This window comes from Paenibacillus sp. B46(2026), from assembly GCF_056786355.1.
The window spans coordinates 676218-699254 of record NZ_CM165907.1 but is presented as its reverse complement, the minus strand read 5'-3'; the positions used below and the strand labels follow the sequence as shown (position 1 = coordinate 699254).

The window sequence follows — 23037 nt, the reverse complement described above, 5'->3', positions numbered from 1 at the left end:
ACAAGTTCAGCTAAAAAGGAATGTTCTAATTCGCGTTTGTTTCGTTTCGATATCTAGTTTTCAAAGAACAAGCTCCATGCAAAAGCAAGCTGTTTGAGAGTTTGAGCTCTCAAAACTGAGCAACGAGTGAGTGTTTTGTGCTCTTCATTTCATCCACACCGAAGTGACGGACCGAAATGAATCGCTGTCGCAGGTTCTAAGAACCTGCTGATTTGAATGTTTCCACGCGGGAAACGATTCTCCATAGAAAGGAGGTGATCCAGCCGCACCTTCCGATACGGCTACCTTGTTACGACTTCACCCCAATCATCTATCCCACCTTCGGCGGCTGGCTCCTTGCGGTTACCCCACCGACTTCGGGTGTTATAAACTCTCGTGGTGTGACGGGCGGTGTGTACAAGACCCGGGAACGTATTCACCGCGGCATGCTGATCCGCGATTACTAGCAATTCCGACTTCATGCAGGCGAGTTGCAGCCTGCAATCCGAACTGAGACCGGCTTTGTTGGGATTGGCTCCATCTCGCGATTTCGCAGCCCGTTGTACCGGCCATTGTAGTACGTGTGTAGCCCAGGTCATAAGGGGCATGATGATTTGACGTCATCCCCACCTTCCTCCGGTTTGTCACCGGCAGTCTATCTAGAGTGCCCACCCGAAGTGCTGGCAACTAAATATAAGGGTTGCGCTCGTTGCGGGACTTAACCCAACATCTCACGACACGAGCTGACGACAACCATGCACCACCTGTCTCCTCTGTCCCGAAGGAAAGATACATCTCTGTACCGGTCAGAGGGATGTCAAGACCTGGTAAGGTTCTTCGCGTTGCTTCGAATTAAACCACATACTCCACTGCTTGTGCGGGTCCCCGTCAATTCCTTTGAGTTTCAGTCTTGCGACCGTACTCCCCAGGCGGAGTGCTTAATGTGTTAACTTCGGCACCAAGGGTATCGAAACCCCTAACACCTAGCACTCATCGTTTACGGCGTGGACTACCAGGGTATCTAATCCTGTTTGCTCCCCACGCTTTCGCGCCTCAGCGTCAGTTACAGCCCAGAGAGTCGCCTTCGCCACTGGTGTTCCTCCACATATCTACGCATTTCACCGCTACACGTGGAATTCCACTCTCCTCTTCTGCACTCAAGTCACCCAGTTTCCAGTGCGATCCGGGGTTGAGCCCCGGGATTAAACACCAGACTTAAATGACCGCCTGCGCGCGCTTTACGCCCAATAATTCCGGACAACGCTTGCCCCCTACGTATTACCGCGGCTGCTGGCACGTAGTTAGCCGGGGCTTTCTTCTCAGGTACCGTCACCTTGAGAGCAGTTACTCTCCCAAGCGTTCTTCCCTGGCAACAGAGCTTTACGATCCGAAAACCTTCATCACTCACGCGGCATTGCTCCGTCAGGCTTTCGCCCATTGCGGAAGATTCCCTACTGCTGCCTCCCGTAGGAGTCTGGGCCGTGTCTCAGTCCCAGTGTGGCCGATCACCCTCTCAGGTCGGCTACGCATCGTCGCCTTGGTGAGCCGTTACCCCACCAACTAGCTAATGCGCCGCAGGCCCATCCCCAAGTGACAGATTGCTCCGTCTTTCCAGTTCTCTTCAGGCGAAGAAAACAACTATTCGGTATTAGCTACCGTTTCCGGTAGTTGTCCCAAACTTGAGGGCAGGTTGCCTACGTGTTACTCACCCGTCCGCCGCTAAGTATCCAGGAAGCAAGCTTCCTATCAACTCCGCTCGACTTGCATGTATTAGGCATGCCGCCAGCGTTCGTCCTGAGCCAGGATCAAACTCTCCAATAAAGATGAATTTCAGCAGCGCGGTTAAACGCTATGAAATTCATCTCAAGTATTTGAAAAGAGCGATAAGCTCATTTTGAATCTGACGAGATTAAAAATCTCATTTGTGCTCCAGTCGATTCAAGCCAAGGCTTGTCTCCAACTTTCGCGTTCATTCTGCAAGCAGAATGTTCACTCACTCGTTGTTCAGTTTTCAAAGATCAAACTTGTTCCGTTACCGAAATTCATTCTCTTCAGCAACTCTTATATATTATCATTTCCGAACCAACTTTGCAAGCTCTTTTTTCAAGTTTCTTTCGAAGCTTATTTTATTCGCTTGCCGCACCGTGTAAACCGTGTTTTCTTGGCCGGACTAATAATATACCATGCAGAACAAATACTTGTAAAGAGTTAATTATTAAAATAACAAATCCATATTTTAACTGTGTCACGGACCTTGAATCTAGGATGAAATCTTAGGTTCAATTGTATTATCTTGCAGCTTAATCTTTTCTAGTTAATCTGTCTTTCTTCTATTATATAGAAGGTAACCCTCTCAACTCTCATATTCGAGACGAAAGGGTTACCTTATAACGTAATCTATATTTATTTACGTTCTACTTTATATCCTTTATCCTCAAGCAGTTTCACGATGCCGTGATCGCCCAGGTAGTGTGCCGCGCCGACAACAATGAAATACTCCTCGCCTTTGCCGCTTTTCAGGTAGCCATCGATTTTATCCGCCATACCGATATTACGATCAACCAGCATTGCTTTGTTGTACTCCTCGTTAGTGGAGAAGCTATTTGTCAGTTCAAGCAGTTGCTCGTCATTACCCATTTTCCACATCTCGGCCATTTCATTCACACTGCTATCTAGCACATCGAAGTTTTCAATCGTCGCTTTTAGTGTTTCCTCTTGTGTCTCTTTGGAAAAGTCGTTAAACATGCCAAGTTGAGATTGATAACTCTCCAACTCAATAACTGGGAGTTTGCGCTCGATCGCTTTCTGGATGAAATACAAATCCACTCCTGCTGACACTTCGTATCCTGCCGTTGCCGACTTCAAACTTGTGAGTGTGCTTTCTACTACCCAAGGCTTAAATGCATCCAAAGCATTAGGCTCTAGACCATTTTTCTTCAATACATCGCCCAGCTTAGTATACGTTTCACTTGAAATGTGATCTTTCAGCGTGGTTCCATCCTGATACGAACCCAGACTCAAAACCAACTTTTGCTGCTCTTCATCAGCAGCTTTACTAATATCAATCTCTACACCGAGATAATCAGCTTCTGCAAATGCCTCTTCAAACTCCGGACGAAGCGGATAGAAACTCTCATCCGCAATATGCATTGAACCTACCAGATAGACCGTATTGCCATTGCTTTCAACTTCCCACATGAAGCCGCGTCCACCGGTTTGAGCAGTTTCGGTTGCTCCACCTTTGGATACCAGCAGCACTGTGCGCGATACGCTATCCCATCGAACTTCGTAACCCGCTGCATCACCAACGATGCGGATTGGTGCATATGTTACACCGTTGATGCGTGTAAGTTTGCTTTTGAGTGTAATCGTTTTGCCATCTACCACTGCAGTGATCGTATCATCTGTCGCAGTAGTCAGCTTCACGTCCATAGCATCCAGCGTAGTCCGCAATGGAACCAGTGTTGTGCCTTTCTCCAGGATCGGCGCTCCTGTAGCATATTTCACAGCTTGATCATTGACCTTGACGGAAGTTGCCTGGGGAGCAGCCATGGCCGGAAGAGCAGATGCGAGCAAACCTACCGAGACTGTAAGGGATAAGAGCATGCGTTTCCAATTCTTCATATTATGTATTCTCCTTTTATCGAATATAGTTGCCAATCAAATTTTCAATAGAATGGACATACTTAGATACTACGGATCAAGGTGGGAATTGGTGCCACTCTTTCCGAAGCAGCACCTTCCCTTAACTATTTTTTCAAATAGTGTGTTGTCATAATTACTGAGAAAAAGAGCAAAACTCACTTTGTATCTTTATGCACGATAGTGGATACTGATTTCAGGGATATCTTCATCTTTTATTATACACAGCAAAAAGACCACTATCTAATATTAGATAACAGTCTCAGTTAAAATACTCTATTCATTTAAATTAAATTCGTTTCGCCTTCTATATCAAAGTCTATTACTCGATACATCCCCACATGGGTAGCGGTAGTCATCTTTAATGGGCCATCTTCCTCCACCATATCGACAGCACCCAGACCATTCTCCACAATCATTAATGGAATCTGATAGCGATCGTATCCGCACTTTCGACTAAAGACATATAATAGCTAAAGGAGTAGAAGTTCACCCATCCTTCACGCAAGGTCTGCTCGTCTTTCGGCTGTACCTCAATCTGAATTCCCTCTTCAGCGAAGAAACGTTTGGCGAAAGCAGGATACCCGCCGCTAGGTATGATCAAAACGGTAAAGTCAGACAGTTGATCTCATTAAACGTCAGCCAATATTTGACCTGATCCTTATACCGGTTGAAAAGGGTTGTGCACTAGCGGATATAAAAATCAATCACTTCACGTGAAGCCCAACCGTTTACGTAGCACAACTTTGTGCACCTTTAGATTAGAAGTGAATATCAATAAGGATCTGTAGTGAAGAATTGATAAAGTGTACTGAGTAACAGATCAAAAATGGATACAAACTCATTCCCAGAAATGCTCATCATTCTTCTGTAATAATGGTGGATATTGCTTTTTTACTTAACAAACTCTTTCTTCCTGCTGATGAAATTATAATAATATCATACCTGTCGAAACCTTCGATTATGCCTTTAAGATGAACACCGTTAGTCGTTATAACAGTGCACATCTGGCGGTGATTCTGGAGATTTTGCAATAAATTATCTTGTGTATTGTCTTCTGACTCAAATTGTTTATTAGACATTCTGCTATCCCTCTCTCTCACTGGTATAACTCTTAGAGAAACTGAGTTCCGGATTGCTTAAAGATTGCGTCCAACTTTGTTTTTTAGGTACAAGTTCTTGTATTCAGCTCGGGACAAGAACTTGTACAGATATATCCTTAAATCTTGGTATTGGAATGGATTTTCTTTTCGTCAACCAACTTGGATGGCGTGACATCATTACCTTCAGGATCAACTACAGATACTGCAAGCATCGTTGTTAGAAGTTGCCCTCGGATCATTTTTAAGTAATTTTGCCGAAGTTCCATCTGTTCTGATTTCTCTTGGTCGGTCAGTTCCTTATTCCTTTGTTTTCTACTTAATTCATTAATTCTGTCCAGATATGGGATCAGCATGTTCATACGCTCCTCTGTTTTTATTTGTGGAACCAAGCTTGACTGCATTTGAAAAATTTGAACATATATATTTAGCAAGCTAAATATATATTGAAGAAATAGAGAGTCACACTATATTCCTCTCCATTTGTTGCATTAGTTGTCTTAATATCAACCGATTTTCCGTCGAAATGGATTGAAGCAATTTCTCCTGCTGTTCCCTCCATTTAATATCAACCGGTTTTTCTAATTCTTTTCCTTTATCCGTTAGATAAATACGCATGATCCGCGCATCTTGTACATCACGTTTACGATATATAAATCCGTTCTGCTCCAGTGATTTAACCATGTTCGTTACCGTCGGCGGTTCACATTTCAAGTGTTCACACAGTTGCATCTGGGTTACCCCATCGCCCAACCATAGACGATACAACAAATTATCTTGTCCTACATAGAGATTAAGTTCCCTAAGAGACTCACTATAATTCCGACGCATTTGGGAAGAAATTCGATCTAACGACTGTCGAATATCACAATCTACTGCATCTGTCATGAATTATCCCTCCTGTCGTCCGAATGATATTTAGCACACTAAATGTATCACGATAAATTACAGTTGTCAATTTACCTTAGAGCTATCGCCTATTAGGGGCAACTCTGATGTTCAGGAAGTTTGGCTTTTCGTAAAATTTTTTTTTAATATCAATTCTTCTCCTTCATTCCGGATAGGCGCAACAAATAAAGTCATCTGTTGAATCTGCAAAGAGGTTTAATCATTTCAACAGTTGCCTTCTTTTATGTATATAGCCTCAACTAGGCCTTTATCCGAGGCTACTTAACGGTTCAAAAATTTCAGATATGTATTCAATATTGCATAAATCCACGATATGTGTGTGACAAAGGACAAGACTTGTACTGATTTGCGTATTGAATGCTTCAGATCATTTTTCACGGATAAAAACTATTATTACATTGTAACGATCCATGGCTTTCATAACCGTGGATCGTCACAAAACAAAAGCAAAAATATCTTAGATAAGAGTTCTTCAGATCTATGATTTCAATCTCCACATCTAGAATATGGGCAATCGCAGAACTTGCTTGCTCAGGTAAACGAGCAAGTACGATGACAGTTGCACCTGTAGCGGCCAATGCAAGGGCAGTCTGAAGACCAATTCCGGAAATGTCCGCCAGTTACTATCGCATGCTTACCATCAAGATCAATACGATCAACGACTGCTAGAGAAGTCGTTCTTGCACCAATACTCGAGATTAATTGACTCTCTCCCAATGATATTTTTTTTATTTGCTATAGACTTTAAATAAAGCATAGCTTGGTAACAATGAAACCGACAGTCATAGAAGAATGAAATTAATGGTCTGTTGCTGCTTGGCTCGCCATATCGTTAAGTTGCGTTACAAAAGCTCCTTCATTCGGACCTTGATGATCACGAATCATTTTCGCTTGTTCCACTAGAACCTCTTCAGCATCCGTACCGAGTAATCTTATTGTCTCTTTAATGAATGCTTCAAGTGGCATCGCATGCGGATCGTTACTAAGATCTGTCATGAGTTCCGTTTGAACCCCAGGTGGTATGATTTCTAATACTTTTACTGTTGTATCTTTAAACAAATAACGTTGTGATAAGGTATAGGAATGGAGCGCTGCTTTGGTAGCGGAATACACCGCAGTCGCTGCGTACGGAATAAACCCAACCGCAGAAGTCGTATTAATGATCACAGCTTCTTCTTTAGACTTCAAATGTTCAATTAATGAAGACGTCATTCGAATTGGTCCAAGCAAGTTTGTTGAGACCGTTGAAACCAGAACTTCTTCATTAATCACACCCGCAGCCTCATCGAAAAGCATGATGCCGGCGTTATTAAATAAGACATTCAAATCAGGAAAGTCCCGAATAAGTTGCTTAGCGGTTGCCTCAATACTGGAAAGATCCTGTATGTCCAGTTCAACTGCAGACATTCCGGGATTAACACTTAGCACTTCCTCCAGACGCTCTTTTCTTCTACCCGAGATGATCACTTTGTTTCCAAGGTTGTGTAAAGCTTCTGCCAATGCACGTCCAATTCCTGAACCGCCACCTGTAATGAAGATCGTGTTTCCTGTAAGTTTCATTTAAAATCCCTCCAATATTTGGTTTTAATTACTTTGAAATTTTATTACATACGTTGTTAGATGAAATCGCTACTTACTATTAACCTTGCACTTTAAAGTTTCTGAATGGACTAACCACCTTCTTAGTATTATACTATTACAACAATAGTTGCTTTAGTAGTTCAATTGTATCCGGAACATCATTGAGGAACAACCAACAATGCGAGCCATTTGTTGGTTTAAAAAAGGAGCTAGGTCAATGGGACTTAAAGTAAGAAATATTCGTACAACTCGAACAAGAGAATCCATTTTTGAGTCACTTTTTGAACTGATGGAAGAAAAAGATTTTGATAAAATCACAATACAAAATTTAACGGAACGGGCCCAAATCAATAGGGCAACTTTCTATGCTCATTTCCAAGATAAATATGAATTGTTGGATGAGATCATAAAAAAATCAGCGGAAGAACTTATTCAACAACATACTAATGGTGTGTGTGCATTTACAAGAGACAATATGATGCAATTAGTATTCGCAGCATTTGAGTATCATCAACAAGTCAAAAAGAAATGTCGACGGAACTATAATAAAATTATCCCTCTACTCTCTTCAAAGTTAGTCATTGCACTAAAACATTATTTGAATCTTTGTATGCAGGAAATATACTCTGATGAAGATGAACGTACTTTGTACGTACAAATCTATGCCAACATGATTAATGAAGCAGTTACTCTGCATACTGCTGAACAAACCAAACTAACAGAACGAAGTATAGCAGAGCGTGTTGTTCAAATGATAAACCTGTACTAATCGAAAAAGTGAGCCGTAGTTACGTAACAGCAGCTACGGCTTTTCTATTGTAATTTATAAAATTGGCCTATAAAATCGCAGCCACTAATGTCGCTTCACATAGAGATTAATTTACCTTAGAGCTACCGCCTATGGAGGGCAACTCTAAAGCTCAGGGCGTTTGGCTTTGTCGTAACATTTATTTTTTGGCAAATCCTTGCTTTTTCAAATAGTCCATCACTTGAGGCTGAATACTTCTCTGGAGATGATCCTGAATGTGGTCACTCCATCCTTTTACTTTTTTCACGCTGAAGGGGGCTTTGGTCGATCGATTTTCATAATACTTCAACATCGTCTCATCATAGGTAGCTAATTTATCTTGATCTAGAGATTGATACTGATTTTCAAATAATACCATGGATTGAGGCAGCCGAGGTTTAAGCTCAGGTTTATCTACAGCTGGATGACCGATGCATAGCCCCACTAAAGGAATGACATACTTCGGTAAACCCAATACGTCGGATAGTTCGTTAATATTTGCTCTGACAGCACCAATATACACCCCACCGAGCCCCATGGATTCGGCAGCGGTTAACGCATTCTGTGCCATCAGTCCGGCGTCAAATGAACCGATTAACAAAAATTCAATATATTCGATATCCACTTCCGGAGCAATTTGATGATTGCGGTTGAAATCTGCACAGAAGATCCAGAACTCTGCTGCTTCTTCAATATAGGGTTGATCGACACAGAGATGACTTACTTTTTTTCGAAGAACTGGATCTGTGATTCGAATAATGGATACAGCCTGTAGAAGACTGAACGATGAAGTTTGACTAGCTGCCTGAAAGATTGCATCTCTTTGTTCCTCCGTCAGGGGTTGAGATGTGTAAGAACGAAACGATGTATGGTTATGAAGCAATTTGAGTGTAGTATTCATAAAAATTCTCTCCTTTAGCTGGTTATTTATTCTCGCATTCCATATTCGTAAGGAATACCCATATTTTCGCGTAGTGTTTTTCCTTCATATTCTTTATGGAACAAACTGCGTTCCTGCAATATGGGGATAACCATTTTTCAACAATTCAACCGATAATGGCTTATCAATATCTACCGAATTCCCCTATAACGGCAATCCCGAGATAACTTCTTTATTGGATATTTCCTCAGAGTTGAAGCTCATAAGACGTTTTCGATGATCCAGCGCTTCTTCCAGAGAAAACATAAATCCTCCAAACATGTTGATATCATTGGGATTTCGACCGAAACGGACAGCACTTTGACGAATGGCTTGCCTGTGTTCACGAGCAGACGAGATATCATAAGGATTAACGTAAACACCCGAAGCGTATCTTCACGCCAATTCTAGCTCTTCTCTTGCTCCTCCTGCTGGAACATAACAGGCTGGCCTTGCTCGGAAGGGGGAAATTTACAACATCATAAATTCATTTGATACATTTGCAATGAGAGCAATACAATGTGCTTAATCGCTACGGATTTTTAATTGTGGGTATAGAAATATTGACGTTCACCGGTCTGTGCTGATTTTTCGACGGCATCCAGTAACTGATGAAGTTTCACCGCATCCGCGAAAGTAGGTGCTAAGGTAGTGCCTTCTTGAATATCTTGGGCGAACTTACGATATGCCTGAGCCATGTTCAGAACAAATCCGGAGTCGTTATATAGAGAATGTGGAGCCCAGTAATAGGCATCGGGAATGGTTAGTTCATGAAGCTCGTTGTCAGTAGCTCCTGCACCGCGTAATTGGTGTGACCCGAATTGAATGGATGCAGGCGCACTCAGAACGATTGTGCCCTGATCCCCGAAAATTTCAAGCGTTAGTCCTGTCTGATGTTTGACTCCACCTTGAATGTGAATACTGGCTGCAGCACCACTCGTTAATTTTCCAGCAATCAGTATTTGATCATCTGTCGTCTTCTCAATGACTTTCTGAATATCGACCAACTCGACTTCAGTAAACTGCTGTGCTGTGAGAGCAGAAAGTTCGGTGAAGTCCCCAAGCATGTAGGTAAACGCATCCAGATTATGCCCTCCTACTATGGTCAGCAAGTTCCCTCCAATCTTTCGATCAAACAAGTAAGCAGTGGACTTGTCACCGACGCCACCCATGCCATCAATGGAGATCTTTAAATTGGCAGACAACACTTTACCCACGTAACCTTCTGCCAATAAATCTTTCACATACTGAACGGCTGGGGCTTGTCTCGCCTGTAATCCAATCGCATTTGGCAACTTTGCGGATGCAACCCATTCCTGCATTTCAAGTGCTTCACCTGTATTGGATCCCAGTGGCCATTCGCAATAGATCGGTTTTCCAGCAGGCGCGATGGCTTTAACGGCGTTATAATGTTCCTTGACGTTAATACTGACGACGACCATGTCCACCTCAGGATGTTGAGCCAGCTCCTCCATGTTATCAAAGCCGTGATCTGCGTAGAATGCTTCTGCACTTTTCTTCGCACTCGCCATATTGCTTGTCCCCACTGCTGTAAGCTCAAACTCATCCAAATGCTCAATGGCTGGAATATGTGTACCACTCGCCCACCCATTATTAACGGAAGCCCCTATAATTCCTGTACGAATTTTTTTACTCAATGTAAAACATCTCCCTTATTTTTAAATGTGTTATTTCAGCCGTATCCTGATCTTGAACAGATTAATCACTCATGTTAATTCATCAATTGCTTGATACTCCAAATGTTTTAGCCAGTGAGAAACCCAGGCCGGGTCCAGCGCCAATTATAGCAATTGTTTTCAAAAAGTAACCTCTCTTCTGTAGGTAATTACACATGGGGTGGTGCCAAAATAATTCTTATGCTCATTGTGAAAATTCAGCTTTTTACATATATATAGATGATGGACAACTCAAGATAAATTCTTCTCTAATTTCTGGATTAATCGTCGGAGGATCAAACGATCTTCTATTGAAATGGCGTGTAGTAATTTTCCTTGTTGTACTTTCCATTTGATATCAACCGGGATCTCTAATTCTTTTCCTTTGTCGGTGAGATAAATTCGCATTACTCTTGCGTCGTGTTCATCACGTTTCCTGGTAATAAACCCATTTTGCTCTAATGATTTAACCATATTGGTAACCGTAGGAGGTTCACATTTTAGATGTTCACAGAGTTTCATTTGTGTGATTCCATCACCTAACCACAAGTGATACAGTAAATTATCTTGACCAACATAAAGGTTAAGTTCTCTTAGCAATTCGCTATAATGTCGACGCATCTGAGAGGAAACTCGATCTAACGATTGTCGAATATCACAATCCACTTGATCTGTCATTCATTCATCCTCCCTCTCATTTTATTTAGCAGGCAACAAATTCTGCCGAAGTTACCCATTGTCATCGCAGCGAAATAATAAGATACTCAATTCCAAGTAGTTCTGTAATTCGGTTTTTCATCATTAATTTCTCCCCTTGTTAAACGAATTTTTGATGATTACTTCGTGTATTTATTTTCAGGATAAGGTAGACCTAAATTCCCGCGAAGTGTGTCTTCTTCATATTCCTTACGGAATATGCCTTTATCTTGCAAAATGGGAACAACCAATCGGATAAAATCCTTAAATCCTGCTGGATGATCTTGTCTAATGAGCAAGATATCCATGACGCCTTCTCGATGCCAATGTTCGATTTGTTCGGCAACTTGCTCCGCCGATCCTATCAACCCAGGTTTAGGCATTCGGTAACCTATAGGCATCCATGATTCGATTTCCCTTAGCTTTTCCATGGCCTCTTTTTCTGTTTTACCAACGATCGGATTGTGAGAAGGCATCATCAACAGGTCATGTGGTGAACGCCCCTGATTTTGAACTTTACGTTTCAGTTCAGCCGTGAATGCCTTGAGATATTCCAAATCATGTCCAGGTGCCATGATAACTTCGGCATGCTGTGCAGCAATATCCATGAATGCCGGGGAAGTCCCCGCTTGAAAGACCACCGGTCTGCCTTGCCTCGATCGACTGATATTTAAGGGGCCTTCCACGGAGAAGTAATTCCCGTTATAATGTAGAGGATGCATCTTACGCGGATCATAGAATACCCCACGTTCCTTATCACGTATAAAGGCATCGTCTTCATACGAATCCCAAAGGCCTTCAACAATTTCCAAAAACTCTTTTTTCATGGGATAAAGATCTGCTTTTCTTAAATGGGACCGACTGTAATTGGCTAACCCTCCCGGATTCGAGGTGATCGCATTCCACCCTGCTCTGCCCTTGCTAATCTTGTCGAGTGAGGCAATTTGCCTGGCAACTGTAAAGGGATCAGCATATGAAGTCGCTATGGTTGCAGCCAAGCCAATGGAATGTGTTACCATACTTAGTGCAGACAAAATGGATACGCCCTCAAACATACTTAGATAGTGCGGGATCATGCCAGGTCCAATATGACTTACGTCTGCCAAAAAGATGAGATCGAACTTTCCCTGTTCAAGTTGTATGGCTTTCTGTACGTAATACTCAATATTTTCACTGGCATCTGCCGGAATAGCGGGGTGTCTCCAACCCGTGTGATTCCAACCCACGCCATCAATAATTCCTCCTAATTTAAGCTTTCTTTCTCCCATGGTTGAATGATCTCCTTTTCACTAGCTCACTTATTTGCTTGTGATAAACCTAATTCTTTTGCCAATAATTCATGGCCTTTCTTGCGGCTGTCTTGATTAGGATAAAAGTCTGCAATCATAATTTCGTCCACTAAACTTGCTTTCGCCAGCTGCCTAAGGTGCTCCGCAACCTGTCCAACACTTCCAATCACAAAGCGTTCTTTATTTCGTTCCCTAGCCTGCTCTTCATGAGGCGTGTATCTGTGATTTTTGGCTTCTTCGGGTGTAGGGAAAGTAAGGTTTCTCGTCCCCGTACTCATCTGTGCCCACATTAACTCCGCTGGTCCTGCGATATATTTAGCCTCTTCTTCCGTTTCAGCTGTAATAACGATTATCGCTAACATACTTTGAGGTTCCGTCAAATAGGACGAAGGCTTAAAATTCGCATGATAAGCTCTCAACACAGGAATAGCCAGTTGCGGTGCCAAATGTGCAGCGAATACAAAACCTAATCCTTTTTCCAAGGCAAAATGTAATCCACCCTCGCTAGATCCCAGCATAAACAGATCTGGAACCATGGAATGATCTCCCGGAGGATGGATGGAATTAAACGGGTGGTTTTCTTTAAAGTCACGGGCAAAGAAAGAAAGCAGGTTATCTAATTGCTCTGGAAAATCATTCACTTCCATTAATTCTTGAGATCTCAACAATGCCAACATGGTTCTGCCATCCGTGCCTGAAGCTCGTCCAATCCCGAGGTCAACCCGCCCTGGATATAATCCTTCGAGGAGCGTAAAGTTTTCCATCACTTTCAAGGCACTGTGATTCGGCAACATGATTCCTCCAGAACCTACTCGAATGCTTTTGGTATGGGCTGCCGCATGCAGGCTCAGTAAATCTGGTGAAGTACTCATCAAGTTTTTGGCGTTATGGTGTTCAGTGAACCAATACCTGTTGAACCCCCACTGCTCTGCTAATTGAACCATTTCCGTCACGTTCTTCAGACTTTCCGTAGCCCCAGTTCCGTTATAGATATGAACAAAGTCCAAAATTGAAAGCTTTAGTCCGTGTGCTGTATTCACATCGGTTACTCCTTTCTATTTCATTTTTTATTTAGCTTACTAAATAAAAGATTAAAAAATATAATGATTACTTAGCCTGCTAACTATAAAACCAAAATATATTTGTACACTTTAGCCAAACTAAAATGATTTTGTTTTGGTTGTTGAACCAATCATAAGTGTATTCGTTTGGTTTGCAAAGAGGGCAATTTAAATGAACATAGTACATCTTTTTGTACCTTTGGATCAGGAGTGATATCAATGAGAGTTTGCAATGAAGGATTTGAACAAGAGTTTATAGATGGAAAAAGTGACATGTACGCGATAGCTTTTACCCAGAATGTTCTTTCCGGACGTTGGAAGTATTTCATTTTATGGTTTTTAAAAGGGGAAACACGTCGTTATTCAGATATCAAAAAATTCCTTGGAGATCTGTCTCAAGGCTCTCTTACGAAGCAACTTAAGGAATTAGAGAATGATGGTGTTATTCAACGTGATGTTTATCCGGAAGTTCCTCCGCGAGTTGAATACTCATTAACCGAAAAGGGAATGAAGTTACTACCGATTCTTGAAAAAATGGAGGATTTCGGTAAAGAATATGGGGGGAATACTTGAACAGAGGAATTAGATTAATAATTGACAATGTTTTTTTGCTTATTGTGCTTTGAACTCCTTGTGCTAGTTTTTAGATATTCATCTAATCGATACTCGTACCATGTTCTTGTCCATTCCGTCAATCGGTACAAGTTCCTGTCCTTGACTTGGGACAAAATTGGTCATACTACTATCAAGTAGACAGGCCAAAAAAAGACAAGATATAAGCTGCCTGTTTTCCGTTATTAATACAGGGGAACGGTCGTATAGTTTTTTTGAAATCGATTTTGGTTGTAAACAATATGTATTCGCTCACGAAATGTTCTACCTCTGCTTTGTCTGTCGCCTTATTCAAGTACATTTTCTCAGTCTTCAAATGAGAGAAAAAAGACTTGATACAGCCATTGTCTAGATAATTTCCACGACTGGATTGACTCCCTAGCATGCTGTTTCAGTTTACAGTTAAAAGGCTTCTCGATATATTGAAATCCTTGATCCGAGTGCAGGATTACGCCACTTGCCAAGACTTTTCAGGTGAACTAGTACAATAAAAAAACAAGAGGAGTGGATAATTAAAAGCTGCTCCTCTTGTTTTTGGTTAAATTTCATCAAAAATATACAATGTGCTTAAGACTATATGAAATTCAGTCACATCTTTTCTTGAAAGGGTCTATCGGCAAGAGAAATCTCAATATAATATAGTGAAAAATCTAAACCTGTCGTTAGTTTCTTACTTAGAATGTATGAGCAAGATCTTTTGCACGTGCAATCGCATTTTCTTTAATCTCATTTGCATCAAGTTGTGTTTTAGCAAGACCTTCAAGAATGATCGCTTCAAAGCTTAGAACACCAAAGAAATTCATAAGGGATTGAATGTGCCGATTGCCCATCTCAAATTCAGATTCAGGAGCCTCTGAGTAAACCCCACCACGTGCTTGGATATGCAATGCTTTTTTGTCTGTAAGCAATCCAACAGCAAAACCTTCTGTATACTTGAATGTCTTGCCTGCTACTGACACAGCGTCCAAGTAAGCTTTCATCATAGGTGGATACGAGAAGTTCCAGAACGGAGTAACAAATACATATTTATCTGCTTTGACGAACTGATCGGATATTTCGTTTAGGCGCCCAACCTTGCTTTGTTCCTGTTCGGTCAATTGATCAAAAGAAGTCCCTGAGCTAAGCTTTTCCCAACCACTAAATACATCAGCATCAATCAAAGGAATATTATCCTGATACAGGTTAATATGTACGATTTCGTCACTAGGATTAACATCTTGATACGTTTCAATGAAAGCTTTTCCTGTAGCTATACTGTAGGATTTCTCCTCGTTAAGTGGGTGTGCAGTAATATAAAGTACCGTGCTCATTAATCATTCATCCTTTTCTTTTTATAATTTAGCAATTAACTTGTAATCAACTTGATTACATGTAATCATATTAATTACATCAGTATCATTTGTCAACAATATATTTTCAGCGATTTAAGTGATATAATATCTAGGCATAGTTTTGACTACAGATGCAACTAGTTATTAAAATGGAGATGAGATTATGTCTATGAGTACGCGCTTTTCGGTAGGAATTCATATATTAGCGTTTCTTGAAATGAATACAGGTCGCTCTACTTCCTCAGAGAATATTGCAAAAAGTGTAAATACAAACCCTGCTGTCATCAGAAAAATCATGGGTATGTTGAAAAAAGCTGAATTGATTCAAGTCAGACCGGGAATTGCGGGAGCTTCACTTACGCGCAGTATTACCGAAATTACCTTGCTTGATATTTGTATGGCTGTAAATACAGAGAAAGACAGAGAGATGTTCAATATGCATAAAAATCCAGATCCTGACTGTATTGTGGGGAGAAATATGGTATTGACACTTGAACCCATCTTCGGGACGGCTCAGAAAGCATTAGAACAAACGCTACAGAATGTTACAATCGCCGACATTGTGGGTGATTTGTACAAAAAACAAGGGAGCCTAGTACGTGTATCGGTTGATAGTTAATGAGCTAAGAGCCTGACCGTTGTACAACACGGCAGGCTGGCTGAAATGACATTAGTTGTATATAGTCTTTATAATTTCGTCCGCCACTAACAGTTAATATCTTCTAAATTAATTATTAATCTGGATTATCTCTTTGATCAATGATCTTTGGTACCTCATATTAATGATAAAATATTCTGTAAACTGGACGATAGCATAGCATACTAAACACACGATGAAAACGCTCAATGAAACTCAAAAGCTTCGTATAAGAACGAAAAAACTATAAAAAAGGTAATAATTTCAACTACAAATAAAAAAACAAGACAGCATTCTGTTTAGATACAGTTGTTGAGACTTCTTTTTTGGAATGCCTTAGCTTCATAAGTCCTCTATACTTTTCTCGTTCTTGATTCAACTCTGTAATCAGACGGAAATATATCATACTAAGGAGCAACAATCATAGAAATTAGACTTATCATAAATCCTATATAAAACGTAAGATTTTCAGTTTGTTTTTCTACATTGAAGGTATTACCTGCACTAATATACCTATCATAATTCCATATTCCTATATAATCTATATTTTTCTATAAAATTAAGATACATCTATCATAGTTGTTTTTAATCTTCCTTTTCTTTATAAGTAAAATAGGGACTGCTTTCAGCAAGGCCACTTAAAAAGTCCTCATTTAGAAAAAGGTACAGTTCTTCAAGAAAATTGAAGAGGCTGTATCTTTTTTTTGTCGTATAATTGGGTTATCACGAAAAGTAGGTGAGAGCGGATGATTCGACAACAACAAAGCTTAGTCCTGAGTCCTTATGCAGCATTGTATGACATCGTCGTTCCGAAGGACAATATGCTCCGTAAAATTAACGAGCTCGTGGATTTCACTTTCATTTATGAAGAACTCGAAGCTAAATATTGTTTGGACAATGGACGTAACGCCATCGATCCTATTCGCATGTTTAAATACTTACTGCTTAAAGCTATCTTTGAACTGTCTGACGTAGATATCGTCGAACGCTCGAAGTACGACATGTCGTTCAAATACTTTCTCGGTATGGCGCCAGAAGATTCCGTTATCGACCCAAGCTCCCTGACAAAATTTCGCAAACTGCGATTGAAAGATATGGATTTGCTGGACATGCTCATTGGTCAAACGGTGACGCTTGCGATCGAGCAGAATATCGTGAAGAGCCATTCCATTATTGTTGATGCTACGCATACAAAAGCACGCTACAACCAGAAGTCACCACGAGAAATTCTGCAAGACCGTGCGCGGAAATTGCGCAAAGCTGTGTATACCTTGGATGAATCGGCCAAAGCCAACATGCCGACAAAGAATACAACCAACGAACTCGAAGGTGAAATCGAGTATTGCCAGAAGCTTGTCGCTTTCATCGAAACTGAATCTGGGATCGCACAAGTGCCGAAAATTCTAGAGCCTCTCAACCTGCTGAAAGAAACGATTGCAGATGACGTCGAGCAACTTCGCCTGGCGGCGGACCCCGATGCACGAGTGGGACACAAGAGCGCAGACTCTGCTTTCTTTGGATATAAAACACATCTGGCGATGACCGAGGAACGGATTATTACAGCGGCCGTCATTACAACAGGAGAGAAAAATGATGGTAAACAACTGCAGGAATTAATCAAAAAAAGCAAAGCAGCTGGCATGCAAGTGAAGACCGTCATTGGAGACGCAGCTTATTCCGAAAAGGATAATATTGTATATACTAATAAAAATGAGATTGAACTTGTAGCGAAACGCAATCCACTCATTACGCAAGGCAACCGTAAGAAGGAAGAGAAGTTCCTGTTTAATAAGGACGCAGGATTGTACGTGTGTCCAGCTGGGCATATGGCCCTCCGCAAGGCACGGCAAGGCAAGAAAGGTGTCGGTGCAAACCAAACAGACACATATTATTTTGATGTAGAGCGATGCAAGCGTTGTCCACTAAAGGAAGGTTGCTACAAAAAAGGTGCCAAAAACAGTGAACTCAAACATGGACACGGGTATGACATAGCCACATCCTCGGGTTTACTTGGCATGCAATTACAAGGTGCAATGGCCATATTTGCTGTAAATCTAAAGCGAATACTGAAGTTAGCAGATGAATAAATTCGGGAATCTAACTTGCTTAGGGTTCACAAAAAGAAGACATCCATCCCAAAATAGGGATCCGGATGTCTTCTTTTTGTAATAGGTACGTACCTACAAGGAAAAATGCGAGTTCTTCAGTGGCCTCGGCAAGTCCAGCGTATATTTTCCGGTATGTTTGAATTGCTGGATAGCTTTAAAACGACGAATGAACCTCATTTAGCTGCATTAGTTTATGAACTACTGCTCTGTTTGCTCCAGTATTCTGAACCCCTTAAAACGACCAATACATTAGACCAAAAGGAAATGATCCATCGGATTGCTGATAACATTTATGATAAGCCTGCTTTTCCATGGACTTCACAACATATGGCAGAAATGGCTGGGTACAGTTTATACCATTTTATACGTGTTTTCCAAAAAATTATCGGGGTTAAACCCAATGAATACCTCAAGGATTGCCGAATTTCTGCAGCCAAAAATTTGCTTGTTTCTTCTGACATACCTATTTATGAGGTGGCGGAGTTGACAGGTTTTTCTCAAGTCAGTTATTTTATCCGAGTGTTTAGGGAACAGACAGGCTTCTCGCCTCAGGTTTATCGTAAAACATATCGTCTTGCTTAAAATATAGTTGTCTTTATCTTGCATCAATTTTGTAATGTCTGGGGCGTTACCTGATGATCTGTATGAACCTTCTTTTTTTGTGTGTTGTCATAGTTAATGAGAAAGATCTATTGTAGCCTTTAATGTTCTCAGTGATTTTCAAAATTAGTGTGAAAAAACGTAAAACTGACTTTGTATCTTTATGCATGATAAAGAATTCAGATTTTAGCGATATCTTCAACTTAGTTATACACCGCAAAAAAGACCACTATCTAATATTAGATAACAGTCTTAGTTAAATTAATATATTCAATTAATTTAAATCACTCATAACCCTTGACACGTAAGCGGTTTTAAAACATCCAACAATTTAACTACTAACACTTGTTTATATCAATTTTTTGAATATTGATACAACTTGCACCATGTAATGAAACCTATGGAATATCACTTTATAAATAGATAAACTTCACTCTATTAACGGCTTCAATGGTTATATTTTATACAGCGTTGGTAATCTTACCTTCAACGACTTATGAGCTATTTTAATTGATTTAGTTGGACATCCATCAATAACATCTTGTAAGTCATCTTCGTATTCATCAGGTACGATGGCTGTTCCTTTATTATTATCAAAATAACAGAAGCGAGCCCCCATCGTCGTAATCAAAAATAGTTGGTGCAGTAGCTCCACACGCAATACAAGTTTCATTATCTACAATTGTATCCCCCCCCTTCCTTTACTTGTAATTTGGTATTCTAAGCTTTCCTGCAATTAAGAAAATTTACTCTAACTTTTCCACTATGCAAAACATTTCTCAAATTTCATCAACAATTTGGGATTCCCTTTGAGCCGCAGTTTTCCTGTCAGCAAAGCTGCCGCCACATTTTTTTCCTTTGCCACGATCTTAAGCCACGTTTTGCTATCCACTGTAATCCGAATATCCGGCTTGCCGTGGAAACCGTCCCTAACCTGGAGCTTTTTGTCACGAATGTCGAATGTCGTTTGTCTCGTTTCATTGCCAGTGAATGTAAAATGATAGGTACAGTTTAAACCCAACGCCTGCTTCGGCTGGAATACATGAGGCATCAGGGTGACCAAAAGACCAATCGAATTCGGCATGAGTCCATTTCCGACGCGTTTTACCGTTTTATGGGGAAAGCGTTTTTTGACATACTCCTCTGCATCTGAGTCCGGAGTTACATAAATGGTCTCTTCTTTCGCCTGCAACGGCTTTAATACATCATTCATGAACCCTTTACGGTCTTTCAGAAACGGCCCGATCACATCATCGCCCGCCGGACAAACCGATAAGCAATAAGCCGCTTTGTAGTTAGCCCCGAAACTCAAACTTTGCCACCATGAAGCCGATTCAGTTGCGGGTACTTCATTCCGGAACTCTTTGGTGTTCTTGCTGTCCACAACCGTTTCCACAAAATCGCTGAAACCGCCCATAAACTCACGATAATTGTGCGTAGCGCATGATGAAAAATTAAATTGTCCGTCTGCACCGATCGCGCCGACAGGGCAGGCAGCTACACAAAGCTTGCATTCCAGACACGGGTTGTAGTCAATCGGCCGGTCTTCCTTGTTGACCCGAGCATCCAGCATAATAGCACCAAGCAGAATAAAATTTCCGAATTTCGGATGAATCACATTGCGATGAATGCCCATATGACCTAACCCTGCCGCAACGGCAACAGGCTTGAGCGAAACGACCCATGCTTTACCGGGAAACTTATCCATCTCCATTGGGAAACCCATAGCTGCATTTAAAGCTCGTATTCCTCGCGCTTCCAATGCGGATACAATGTTATGGGATGTCTCGGCTACCTTATCGCCAGTATGATGAAATTCAATATTGGCAAGGGATCGCGCTGGTGTGCGGATCGGTTCTCGATTCATTCTGGCAACGAAACTGATCATCGTCTTAGCATGCGGAAATACGGATAGAATATCATCACGCTGATCATCCAATTCGGAGCGTTCAATGGATATAACCCCGACATCGTCAGCTCCGGCCTCAAGACACAAGTCACGTATCCACTCATAATCAAGTGTTTCGTTGTCAAGAGTGGCGGATTGCGCAGAGGATTCGTAGTAACGCACTACTGTGGGATGTTTTTTCATATCGGCCACTTTCATCTATCCTTTCTCATTAGGTGTATATACACCTTTTTGGTGAAAAAAATTAATCTCGCTTGTCCAGCTTAACGATATCAGACAATTGACCAAGCAAACCTTTATAACGGTCCTCTCCCATATAATCTCGAATACGGATTTGCGCCTGTTCCCATAACGGCAGCGCACGCTTAAGAAGGTCCCGGCCTTCAGGTGTTAGTGCAATAAACCGTTTCCTGCGATCCTCCCCTTCCGTGATCGACACCCAGCCCTGTCTCTCAAGCGGCTTCATATCTCGTGGCAATGTGGTCCGATCCATAAGAAGTAATTCGGAGAGAGATGTAATGGTGACAGAGCCGGCCTGTTCAAGTGCCATCAGCAACGACAACTGTGTAGCCCGAAGCCCGACTGGTCTTAAATATTCATCATATAAACTGGTAATGAACCGGGACGCTTTTCTTAAATTCAAGCAAGCGCACTCTGCTGTAAAATCGGTCGTCCCTGAAAAATCTGAAGTTGAATTATGTTCTCTCATAAATAGGAGTATATACACATATTATTTCGATGTCAATTTCGCTTTAGAAAATTTAAAAAATTCGTGATCTATCATATGTCTGTAATTTTAGATTCTGAATTAAGAAACCAGTAGGTTCTCAAAAATATGATTATAGATCAGTACTTAACCAAATAGTTATGCTCAAATTTAGTTGATAGAGTCATAGTCGGTCATAGGCATTAGTAATATTTTTCTGGAATATATAAGGGATAGCATATTGAAGGTATTGTTCAACAGACAAAGAGCTTTTTTCCTTCCAGTCCATTACCGCTCCGTACAGGCTTGCACTCAATACCACTGACCCGATTTTTGATTCTTCTATCTCTGAATTATTCTTCTGATTTTGAAGAAGAGTAAAGAAAAACATTTCCAACTCATGTTTTATTTTTGCTTCATAAACATAATGAAAAGAGGCAATACTTCTTTTGCATTGTGAACTCATGATTGACCCAAGGTTCTCATGGTACTTTACTATGATGACGGATTGTCAAACCAAGTGCGACAGTTCCTCTGTAAAAGATTCGTGAGCCGTCTTCCAACCCAAGCATTTCCGTGGTCTGTGATTCATTAGATCGAGTGAGTGTGCGAGTTCTTCATCCTCCACTTGAGTGAAATCTGTACCTTTGGGGTGGAACTCTCGTAGTAAGCCATTCGCATTCTCGTTGGAACCGCGTTGCCAAGAGGAATACGGATCAGCAAAATAAACGTGTAGGTTATGCGTGGTTTCCAGACTGGCATAACATGCAAACTCCTTTCCTCGGTCAGCCGTGGCTGTGAGAAAGGTCCCTGTAGGGTACTGTGAGATGGCTACACCGAGCGCAATCTCCATCGACAAAGCGGTACGGTCGGGCATGAGAACAGCGGTATACAGGCGTGTTTTACGTTCAATCAACGTGGCCACGCAGCCTTTACTTTTCCCACGGCCCGATACGACGGTATCCAGTTCCCAGTGCCCAAACGTTTCACGGGAACGTACCTCTTTGGGACGATCCGAAATGGATCGACCAATGGCAAATTTACCGCTAGTTTCTGCGGGTTTCTGACGCTTCCCTTTGTGCCGAAGAACCTGTAATACGCCTTGAACCAAGCGCCCCGTGTAGATCCAGCGATAGATAGTTTTGAAGGTGACGGTTGGCAGGCCTTCCATGCGGAAACGTTCGGTGATTTGTTCTGGAGACCACGTCGCCTGAAGCTTCTTCTCCAAGGAAGCAGCCAAGGCTTCTGACCATTTACCTCGAGAGACAGAAGCCTTACGGCGCTCCTCATAAGCGTTTTGAGCTTGTTCTGCCTGATAGGGTTGCGATGCAGTAACACGATCTAACTCACGACAAATCGTCGACGGATGCCTCCCTAGTACTTTTGCAATGGCTCTCGAACTTTGGCCTTGGCTGTGGAGGATTTCTAGCTTGCTGCGTTCGATTATGCTAAGATGTGAATAACTCATGGACTGATTCTCCTTGTGTGAATGCTT

General features: G+C 41.5%; 20 protein-coding genes, 1 rRNA gene and 2 pseudogenes. 5 read left to right on the top strand and 18 right to left on the bottom strand.

All coding sequences use genetic code 11. The features are described 5' to 3' along the window. Positions 1-247 precede the first annotated feature (247 nt). From AC1S8V_RS03300 to AC1S8V_RS03270, 7 genes and pseudogenes are all read right to left on the bottom strand, one after another. Positions 248-1800 (bottom strand): 16S ribosomal RNA (locus tag AC1S8V_RS03300). A gap of 582 nt (positions 1801-2382) precedes the next feature. After that, positions 2383-3603: a TraB/GumN family protein gene (locus AC1S8V_RS03295; protein WP_482072418.1), complete on the bottom strand. Its 1221-nt coding sequence runs from the start codon at positions 3601-3603 to the stop codon at positions 2383-2385. A 366-nt stretch (positions 3604-3969) separates the two neighbouring features. Further along, a pseudogene (locus tag AC1S8V_RS03290) lies at positions 3970-4353 on the bottom strand (family 1 glycosylhydrolase); the annotation flags it as partial. A gap of 128 nt (positions 4354-4481) precedes the next feature. Next, positions 4482-4703, bottom strand: coding sequence for an RNA chaperone Hfq (locus AC1S8V_RS03285; protein ID WP_482072417.1), 222 nt, complete (start codon positions 4701-4703; stop codon positions 4482-4484). Between the two features lie 137 nt (positions 4704-4840). After that, a complete protein-coding gene (locus AC1S8V_RS03280) occupies positions 4841-5077 on the bottom strand; it encodes a DUF896 domain-containing protein (protein WP_482072416.1) in 237 nt (78 codons plus the stop codon). A 106-nt stretch (positions 5078-5183) separates the two neighbouring features. Next, entirely contained in the window at positions 5184-5609 is a 426-nt protein-coding gene (locus AC1S8V_RS03275) for a MarR family winged helix-turn-helix transcriptional regulator (RefSeq protein ID WP_482072415.1), read from the bottom strand. Between the two features lie 819 nt (positions 5610-6428). Further along, a complete protein-coding gene (locus AC1S8V_RS03270; protein WP_482072414.1) occupies positions 6429-7190 on the bottom strand; it encodes an SDR family oxidoreductase in 762 nt (253 codons plus the stop codon). A gap of 238 nt (positions 7191-7428) precedes the next feature. Here AC1S8V_RS03270 and AC1S8V_RS03265 point away from each other — a divergent pair, with 238 nt between their 5' ends. Then, the gene (locus tag AC1S8V_RS03265; RefSeq protein WP_482072413.1) at positions 7429-7980 is read left to right on the top strand and encodes a TetR/AcrR family transcriptional regulator; all 552 of its coding nucleotides are present in this window, start codon (positions 7429-7431) and stop codon (positions 7978-7980) included. A 178-nt stretch (positions 7981-8158) separates the two neighbouring features. Here the strand turns inward: AC1S8V_RS03265 and nfsA are convergent, their stop codons facing one another. From nfsA to AC1S8V_RS03240, 5 genes are all read right to left on the bottom strand, one after another. Beyond that, positions 8159-8899, bottom strand: a complete 741-nt coding sequence (gene nfsA / locus AC1S8V_RS03260) for an oxygen-insensitive NADPH nitroreductase (RefSeq protein ID WP_482072412.1) — start codon at positions 8897-8899, stop codon at positions 8159-8161. A gap of 560 nt (positions 8900-9459) precedes the next feature. Beyond that, entirely contained in the window at positions 9460-10575 is a 1116-nt protein-coding gene (locus AC1S8V_RS03255) for a Gfo/Idh/MocA family protein (protein WP_482072411.1), read from the bottom strand. Between the two features lie 270 nt (positions 10576-10845). Continuing rightward, a complete protein-coding gene (locus AC1S8V_RS03250; RefSeq protein WP_482072410.1) occupies positions 10846-11271 on the bottom strand; it encodes a MarR family winged helix-turn-helix transcriptional regulator in 426 nt (141 codons plus the stop codon). A gap of 158 nt (positions 11272-11429) precedes the next feature. Next, on the bottom strand, positions 11430-12557 hold the full coding sequence (locus AC1S8V_RS03245) for an NtaA/DmoA family FMN-dependent monooxygenase (protein WP_482072409.1): 1128 nt from the start codon (positions 12555-12557) through the stop codon (positions 11430-11432). Positions 12558-12583: 26 nt separating this feature from the next. Continuing rightward, positions 12584-13618: an LLM class flavin-dependent oxidoreductase gene (locus tag AC1S8V_RS03240; protein WP_482072408.1), complete on the bottom strand. Its 1035-nt coding sequence runs from the start codon at positions 13616-13618 to the stop codon at positions 12584-12586. 240 nt (positions 13619-13858) lie between these two features. On the opposite strand from AC1S8V_RS03240, the gene AC1S8V_RS03235 reads away from it, so the two are divergent. Then, positions 13859-14212 (top strand): winged helix-turn-helix transcriptional regulator, encoded by a 354-nt coding sequence (locus tag AC1S8V_RS03235; RefSeq protein WP_482072407.1) that lies wholly within the window; start codon positions 13859-13861, stop codon positions 14210-14212. Positions 14213-14925: 713 nt separating this feature from the next. Here the strand turns inward: AC1S8V_RS03235 and AC1S8V_RS03230 are convergent. Continuing rightward, positions 14926-15561, bottom strand: coding sequence for an NAD(P)H-dependent oxidoreductase (locus AC1S8V_RS03230; protein ID WP_482072406.1), 636 nt, complete (start codon positions 15559-15561; stop codon positions 14926-14928). Positions 15562-15745: 184 nt separating this feature from the next. Between AC1S8V_RS03230 and AC1S8V_RS03225 the strand changes: the two genes are divergently transcribed. The 3 genes from AC1S8V_RS03225 (at position 15746) to AC1S8V_RS03215 (ending at position 18909) form a co-directional block, all read left to right on the top strand. Then, positions 15746-16201 carry an Rrf2 family transcriptional regulator gene (locus tag AC1S8V_RS03225; RefSeq protein WP_482072405.1) on the top strand — a complete coding sequence of 152 codons (456 nt, stop codon included), beginning with the start codon at positions 15746-15748 and terminating at the stop codon, positions 16199-16201. A gap of 764 nt (positions 16202-16965) precedes the next feature. Continuing rightward, positions 16966-18306 (top strand): IS1182 family transposase, encoded by a 1341-nt coding sequence (locus tag AC1S8V_RS03220; RefSeq protein ID WP_482072404.1) that lies wholly within the window; start codon positions 16966-16968, stop codon positions 18304-18306. Between the two features lie 153 nt (positions 18307-18459). After that, positions 18460-18909, top strand: a complete 450-nt coding sequence (locus AC1S8V_RS03215; RefSeq protein WP_482072403.1) for a helix-turn-helix transcriptional regulator — start codon at positions 18460-18462, stop codon at positions 18907-18909. Positions 18910-19381: 472 nt separating this feature from the next. Here AC1S8V_RS03215 and AC1S8V_RS03210 read toward each other — a convergent pair. The 5 genes and pseudogenes from AC1S8V_RS03210 to AC1S8V_RS03190 form a co-directional block, all read right to left on the bottom strand. Next, positions 19382-19610 (bottom strand): annotated as a pseudogene (locus tag AC1S8V_RS03210) (ferredoxin). Positions 19611-19690: 80 nt separating this feature from the next. Beyond that, the gene (locus AC1S8V_RS03205) at positions 19691-21034 is read right to left on the bottom strand and encodes an SCP2 sterol-binding domain-containing protein (RefSeq protein WP_482072402.1); all 1344 of its coding nucleotides are present in this window, start codon (positions 21032-21034) and stop codon (positions 19691-19693) included. A gap of 46 nt (positions 21035-21080) precedes the next feature. Next, positions 21081-21479, bottom strand: a complete 399-nt coding sequence (locus AC1S8V_RS03200; RefSeq protein ID WP_482072401.1) for a MarR family winged helix-turn-helix transcriptional regulator — start codon at positions 21477-21479, stop codon at positions 21081-21083. Between the two features lie 247 nt (positions 21480-21726). Next, entirely contained in the window at positions 21727-22008 is a 282-nt protein-coding gene (locus AC1S8V_RS03195; protein WP_482072400.1) for a hypothetical protein, read from the bottom strand. Between the two features lie 45 nt (positions 22009-22053). Next, positions 22054-23010: an IS30 family transposase gene (locus AC1S8V_RS03190; protein ID WP_482072399.1), complete on the bottom strand. Its 957-nt coding sequence runs from the start codon at positions 23008-23010 to the stop codon at positions 22054-22056. Positions 23011-23037: the final 27 nt, after the last annotated feature.

Coding starts and splice junctions, on each gene's coding strand:
- AC1S8V_RS03205 (WP_482072402.1), bottom strand. CDS start 21,034: ATGAAAGTGGCCGATATGAAAAAACATCCCACAGTAGTGCGTTACTAC.
- AC1S8V_RS03265 (WP_482072413.1), top strand. CDS start 7,429: ATGGGACTTAAAGTAAGAAATATTCGTACAACTCGAACAAGAGAATCC.
- AC1S8V_RS03275 (WP_482072415.1), bottom strand. CDS start 5,609: ATGACAGATGCAGTAGATTGTGATATTCGACAGTCGTTAGATCGAATT.
- nfsA (WP_482072412.1), bottom strand. CDS start 8,899: ATGAATACTACACTCAAATTGCTTCATAACCATACATCGTTTCGTTCT.
- AC1S8V_RS03245 (WP_482072409.1), bottom strand. CDS start 12,557: ATGGGAGAAAGAAAGCTTAAATTAGGAGGAATTATTGATGGCGTGGGT.
- AC1S8V_RS03220 (WP_482072404.1), top strand. CDS start 16,966: ATGATTCGACAACAACAAAGCTTAGTCCTGAGTCCTTATGCAGCATTG.
- AC1S8V_RS03190 (WP_482072399.1), bottom strand. CDS start 23,010: ATGAGTTATTCACATCTTAGCATAATCGAACGCAGCAAGCTAGAAATC.
- AC1S8V_RS03230 (WP_482072406.1), bottom strand. CDS start 15,561: ATGAGCACGGTACTTTATATTACTGCACACCCACTTAACGAGGAGAAA.
- AC1S8V_RS03195 (WP_482072400.1), bottom strand. CDS start 22,008: ATGAGTTCACAATGCAAAAGAAGTATTGCCTCTTTTCATTATGTTTAT.
- AC1S8V_RS03250 (WP_482072410.1), bottom strand. CDS start 11,271: ATGACAGATCAAGTGGATTGTGATATTCGACAATCGTTAGATCGAGTT.
- AC1S8V_RS03225 (WP_482072405.1), top strand. CDS start 15,746: ATGTCTATGAGTACGCGCTTTTCGGTAGGAATTCATATATTAGCGTTT.
- AC1S8V_RS03235 (WP_482072407.1), top strand. CDS start 13,859: ATGAGAGTTTGCAATGAAGGATTTGAACAAGAGTTTATAGATGGAAAA.
- AC1S8V_RS03215 (WP_482072403.1), top strand. CDS start 18,460: ATGTTTGAATTGCTGGATAGCTTTAAAACGACGAATGAACCTCATTTA.
- AC1S8V_RS03295 (WP_482072418.1), bottom strand. CDS start 3,603: ATGAAGAATTGGAAACGCATGCTCTTATCCCTTACAGTCTCGGTAGGT.
- AC1S8V_RS03280 (WP_482072416.1), bottom strand. CDS start 5,077: ATGCTGATCCCATATCTGGACAGAATTAATGAATTAAGTAGAAAACAA.
- AC1S8V_RS03270 (WP_482072414.1), bottom strand. CDS start 7,190: ATGAAACTTACAGGAAACACGATCTTCATTACAGGTGGCGGTTCAGGA.
- AC1S8V_RS03285 (WP_482072417.1), bottom strand. CDS start 4,703: ATGTCTAATAAACAATTTGAGTCAGAAGACAATACACAAGATAATTTA.